6 protein-coding genes are annotated in these 4,695 nt (G+C 68.3%); 3 read left to right on the forward strand and 3 right to left on the reverse strand.

Translation table 11 applies throughout. The features are described from left to right. The 3 genes from ABW137_RS33265 to ABW137_RS33275 all read left to right on the forward strand — a co-directional run. On the forward strand, positions 1-355 hold a 355-nt coding region (locus ABW137_RS33265; RefSeq protein WP_526406781.1), incomplete at its 5' end, for an RpiB/LacA/LacB family sugar-phosphate isomerase. A 3-nt stretch (positions 356-358) separates the two neighbouring features. Continuing rightward, positions 359-1,153, forward strand: a complete 795-nt coding sequence (locus tag ABW137_RS33270) for an Fpg/Nei family DNA glycosylase (protein ID WP_526406783.1) — start codon at positions 359-361, stop codon at positions 1,151-1,153. Positions 1,154-1,218: 65 nt separating this feature from the next. Beyond that, positions 1,219-2,904, forward strand: a complete 1,686-nt coding sequence (locus ABW137_RS33275; RefSeq protein WP_526406785.1) for a cation:proton antiporter — start codon at positions 1,219-1,221, stop codon at positions 2,902-2,904. Here the strand turns inward: ABW137_RS33275 and ABW137_RS33280 are convergent. From ABW137_RS33280 to ABW137_RS33290, 3 genes are all read right to left on the reverse strand, one after another. Further along, positions 2,901-3,146, reverse strand: a complete 246-nt coding sequence (locus tag ABW137_RS33280; RefSeq protein WP_526406787.1) for a hypothetical protein — start codon at positions 3,144-3,146, stop codon at positions 2,901-2,903. The genes ABW137_RS33275 and ABW137_RS33280 overlap by 4 nt on opposite strands. Before the next feature lie 116 nt (positions 3,147-3,262). Then, positions 3,263-4,060, reverse strand: a complete 798-nt coding sequence (locus ABW137_RS33285) for a DUF1542 domain-containing protein (RefSeq protein WP_526406789.1) — start codon at positions 4,058-4,060, stop codon at positions 3,263-3,265. A gap of 74 nt (positions 4,061-4,134) precedes the next feature. Continuing rightward, on the reverse strand, positions 4,135-4,695 hold a 561-nt coding region (locus ABW137_RS33290; protein ID WP_526406791.1), incomplete at its 5' end, for an amino acid ABC transporter ATP-binding protein.

Below are 4,695 nucleotides of genomic sequence, written 5' to 3' on the forward strand. Positions count from 1 at the left end.
GGACGACTACCCGGCCTTCTGCATCGCCGCGGCCGAGCGGACCGTCGCGGACCCCGAGAGCCTCGGCATCGTCATCGGCGGATCCGGCAACGGCGAACAAATCGCGGCCAACAAGGTGCCCGGCGCCAGGTGCGCGCTGGCGTGGAGCGTGGAGACCGCGTCGCTGGCCCGCCAGCACAACAACGCCCAGCTGATCGGCATCGGCGGCCGCATGCACACCGTCGCGGACGCGCTCACGTTCGTCGACGCGTTCCTCACCACCGCCTGGTCGCAGGCACCGCGTCACCAGCGCCGCATCGACATCCTCGCCGAGTACGAGGAGACGCACGTCGCACCACCCGTCCCGGGCGCCTGAGCGATGCCCGAAGGGCACACCATTCACCGGCTGGCCCGGTTGCACCAGAAGCGGTTCGGTGGGGCGCCGGTGACCGTGACGAGCCCGCAGGGCCGCTTCACCGAGGCCGCCGAGGCGGTGAGCGGACGGGTGCTCCGCAAGGCGGAGGCCTACGGCAAGCACCTCTTTCACCACTATCAGGGCGGTGCGGTGGTCCACGTCCACCTCGGCCTCTACGGCAAGTTCACCGAACGCCCCGTGCCCATGGCCGAACCCGTCGGCCAGGTCCGGATGCGGATGGTCGGCGAGGAGTACGGCACCGATCTGCGCGGGCCGACGGCCTGCGAGGTCATCCACCAGGCCGAGGTCGAGGACATCGTCGCCAGGCTGGGCCCCGACCCGCTGCGGCGCGCCCCTGACCCGGCGCCGGCGTGGACGCGGATCAGCAAGTCCCGCAGGCCGATTGGCGCCCTCCTGATGGATCAGAAGGTGATCGCCGGGGTGGGCAACGTCTATCGCAACGAACTCCTCTACCGGCATCTGATCGACCCGCACCGCCCGGGCACGCACGTCGCCGAGGAGGAGTTCGGCGCGGCGTGGACCGATCTGGTCGCGCTGATGAAGGTCGGCGTGACCCGCGGCAAGATCATCACCATCAGGAAGGCCGACGACAAGGGGCCACCGTCGTACGGCCCTGGCCGGTCACGCACCTACGTCTACCGGCGGGCAGGGGAGCCGTGCCGCGTCTGCGGCACGCCGATACGCACCGAGGAGATGGAGGCTCGCAACCTGTTCTGGTGCCCGACCTGCCAGGTGTAGCACCCCTCACAGACAGACCACAGCCAGCGGGAGCGGCGCGCGGCATTTGACGGGACAATCGGCGGGTGGAACTCATCCTCGTCGTCGTTGGGGCCATCGTCGTCACCGCCATCGCGCACCGGCGCGGCCTCGAACCCGCCCTGATCATCGTCGTCATCGGGATCGCCGTGTCGTTCGTGCCCGGCTTCGAGGCGCCCGAACTGGATTCGCACATCCTGCTGACGGTGGTGTTGCCGCCACTGCTCTACTCGGCGGCGCTGGACTTCTCGTTCCCCACCTTCCTGCGAAACATCCGGCCGATCCTCGGTCTGGGTGTCGGACTCGTCGTCGTTACCGCCTTCGTCGTGGCGGCCGTGTCGTCGTGGCTCGTCGTGGTGCCGCTGACGTTCGGCACGGCGCTCATCCTCGGCGCGATCGTCGCCCCACCCGACGCCGTCACCGCGGTCGCGGTCGGTCGCAAGCTGGGTCTGCCCAAGCGGGTCATGGCGATCCTGACGGGAGAGAGTCTGATCAACGATGCGGCCGCCCTGACGTTGTTCTCGATCGCCGTCGCGCAGGTCGCAGGCAGCCATACGTTCATCGAGAACCCATTCCTGCTGTTCAGCTACAGCGCGGTCCTCGGCCCGATCGTCGGCGCCGCACTGGGTTTCGTCACCCTGTGGATCCGCAAGCGACTTGCCAACCCGGGTCTGGAGACGGTCCAAGGATTGGTGGTGCCCTTCGCAGCGTTCATCGCCGCCGAGGAGATGCACGCCTCCGGTGTGCTGGCGGTCGTCGTTGCGGGGTTCGTCGTCGGCAACGGCACTCTCGGCGCGGGATACCAGACGCGGCTGCAGGAACGGTACGTCTGGAACTCGGTCGACGTGCTCCTGGAGGCCTTCGTCTTCGCGTACATCGGCTTGCATCTCAGGTTCGTCCTCGAGGATCTGCGCGAGGCGCACGAATCCCTGGCGGAGGTCGCGATCGCCTCGCTCATCGTGCTGGTCATCGTGATGCTGATCCGGCCGGTGTGCGTGCTGTTGATGTTCGGCCGCAGCAAGCTCCTCGGTCACGTCGAGAGCAGATTGAGCGTGCCCGTGCCCGAGGGCGGCGGTCGGGGAGCACTCGGCATGCGACGCAGGGGCAAGCCGGACGGCAAGTGGCGCAAGCTGATCGACCGTCGGTCGCTCAGTTGGCAGGAGAACGTGGTCGTGTCGTGGACGGGTATGCGCGGAGTCGTGACGCTGGCGGCGGCTGCGGCGATTCCGGTCATGACGGCCGACGGCGAGCCGTTCCCCGAACGCGCGACGATTCAGGCCATCGCCTTCGTGGTGAGCGTCGGTACGCTGCTGATCCAGGGCGCGACGCTGCCCCTGCTCATCAGTCGCCTGCGGTTGTCGGAGGAGGAAAGCGCCTACGAGCGCGAAGAAGTGCTCAAGGCCGAACGCGTGGTGCACGAGGCCGCCGACGACGTGCTCGCGGAGTTTCGCGCGAGACCGCCAGAGGGCCTCGATCCCCGCGTCCTGGCCGAGATTCGCAACACCATCGCCCGACAGTCTCAGGACGCCGACGAGATGCCCGATCCCGCGACCCGCACGCTGCGCGCCGAGGTCTTCGCGGCGCTGTACCTCGACGTGTTGAGGGCGCAACGGGCCGCGCTCATCGCCGAACGCGACGGTGGCCGCATCGAGGACGAGGCCGTGCGCGCCATGCTGGAGCGCCTCGACCTGCAGGAGGCGGGCGTTTCGGCGCGGTTGGAGAGCCGGCTCTAGATGCTGCCGACGAAGGCATCGAGTGCGTACGCGCTCACCACGACGAACGACGAGTAGGCCACCGCGAACGCCGCGCCGCTGACCACCCACCCCACCATCGACGTGGGTGGTGGGGCGTGGACGGCCGTCACGACGGGGGTGTACGTCACCACGGGCCTGGCGAGCGCGGAACGCCTGCGCCTGATCGTGGGGCTATCGCAGTAGGGGAGTTGCTCACCGGTATCGGTGTCGTTGGCGGCCATCGGAACTCCATCGGGTCCGTCGCGGCCCCGGGTGGGCCGGCTTCACCGACTAGGAGTCGCGACGGGACCCAAACCCGACAACTTTCGCGCCCTAGGTTTCGTTGGAGCTCGGCGAGCTAGAAACCGCCGAAGTCGCCGCCGCCGAAGTCGCCGCCGCCGAAGTCGCCGCTGCCGTAGTCGCCACTGCCGTAGTCGCCACCGTCCTGGCCGACCTGGTCGCCGCCGTCGAGCTGCCCCTGGTCGAAGCCGTCCTGGAATCCGTCGCCGTAGCCGTTCTCGAATCCCTGGGCGTCGTAGCCGACCCCACCCATCCCGGAGAAGAGCGTGCTGAACAGCAGTACCGAGCCCACGCCCCACGCACCTGCCACGAGTGCGGGCTTCCACCACGGCTCGGAGTACCAGCCCGCGGGTACCGGGCGGCCGGCGACGCGTCCACCCGGGTAGTAGTTCGGGGTGCGCTCGGAGGGCATCGGCGAGGCCTCGATGTCGCGGCCCTCGAACTGCACGCGGCGGTCCTCGGTCACGGTGCCCGCCGAGTTCTGCCCGGACAGCGACTCGAGGTCGGGCCCGGGGTCCATGTCCATCGCGACTCTCGCGGCGCGGACGTAGTACAGCCCCTCCATGGCGCTCTCCTTGGCGAGCTGTGCCTGACGGGGTGTGGCGGCCTGCTCGATCTGCGACCCCGCGGCGGTGTAGCGCTCGGACGCGTCGGCCAGGGCCTGTTTGGCGGCGTCGTTGGTGCCCGTGAGGTTGAAGACCTGCCCGCCGAGGCGTTCGATGGTCCGCCGGGCGTCGGCCTTGGCGTCGTCGAGGGATGCCGCCGTGCGCTTGTTGGACGACTTCGACGTGAAGTAGACGAGCCCGCCGATCGCGACGACCACCACGAGTATGAGCAAGATCAGGGTGCCATCCATGGCGTTCAGCCTACCGACGGGACGGACCGTCGAAGCGGACTCGGATGAGCGCGTTCTCAGCTGGCGACGCGCCGTCAGTTGAGAATGCGATTGAGGAAGGATCGGGTGCGTTCGTGGTGTGGGTTGGTGAGCACCTCGTCAGGTGCACCGTGTTCGACGATGAGACCGCCGTCCATGAAGGCGATCTGGTTGGCTGCCGCGCGGGCGAACTCGATTTCGTGAGTGACGACGACCATCGTCATTCCGCTTCGAGCGAGGTCCTGCATGACTTCGATCACCTCGCCGACCAATTCCGGGTCCAGCGCCGACGTCGGTTCGTCGAACAGCATGAGCTTGGGCTGCATCGCCAAGGCGCGGGCAATGGCGACGCGCTGTTGCTGACCGCCTGAGAGTTGGCGGGGGAAGGCGTTGGCCTTGTCACTGAGTCCCACGCGCTCGAGAAGGTCGAACGCCGTCGTGCGCGCGGCGTCCCTCCTCGCCTTCTTCACTCGCACCGGCGCTTCGAGGAGGTTCTCCAGGACGGTCATGTGCGGGAAGAGGTTGAACTGTTGGAAGACCATGCCGATTTCGGTCCGGCGTCGACATGCCTCCGCCTCCCGGATCTCGTGAAGGACGTTTCCGCGCAGTTCGTAGCC

The organism is Mycobacterium sp. (genome assembly GCF_040509115.1).
In the GTDB taxonomy this organism is placed as follows: Bacteria; Actinomycetota; Actinomycetes; order Mycobacteriales; family Mycobacteriaceae; genus Mycobacterium.

Excerpts from the sequence above, each read along its gene's own strand:
- ABW137_RS33270 (WP_526406783.1), top strand. The coding sequence starts at position 359 with ATGCCCGAAGGGCACACCATTCACCGGCTGGCCCGGTTGCACCAGAAG.
- ABW137_RS33280 (WP_526406787.1), bottom strand. The coding sequence starts at position 3,146 with ATGGCCGCCAACGACACCGATACCGGTGAGCAACTCCCCTACTGCGAT.
- ABW137_RS33285 (WP_526406789.1), bottom strand. The coding sequence starts at position 4,060 with ATGGATGGCACCCTGATCTTGCTCATACTCGTGGTGGTCGTCGCGATC.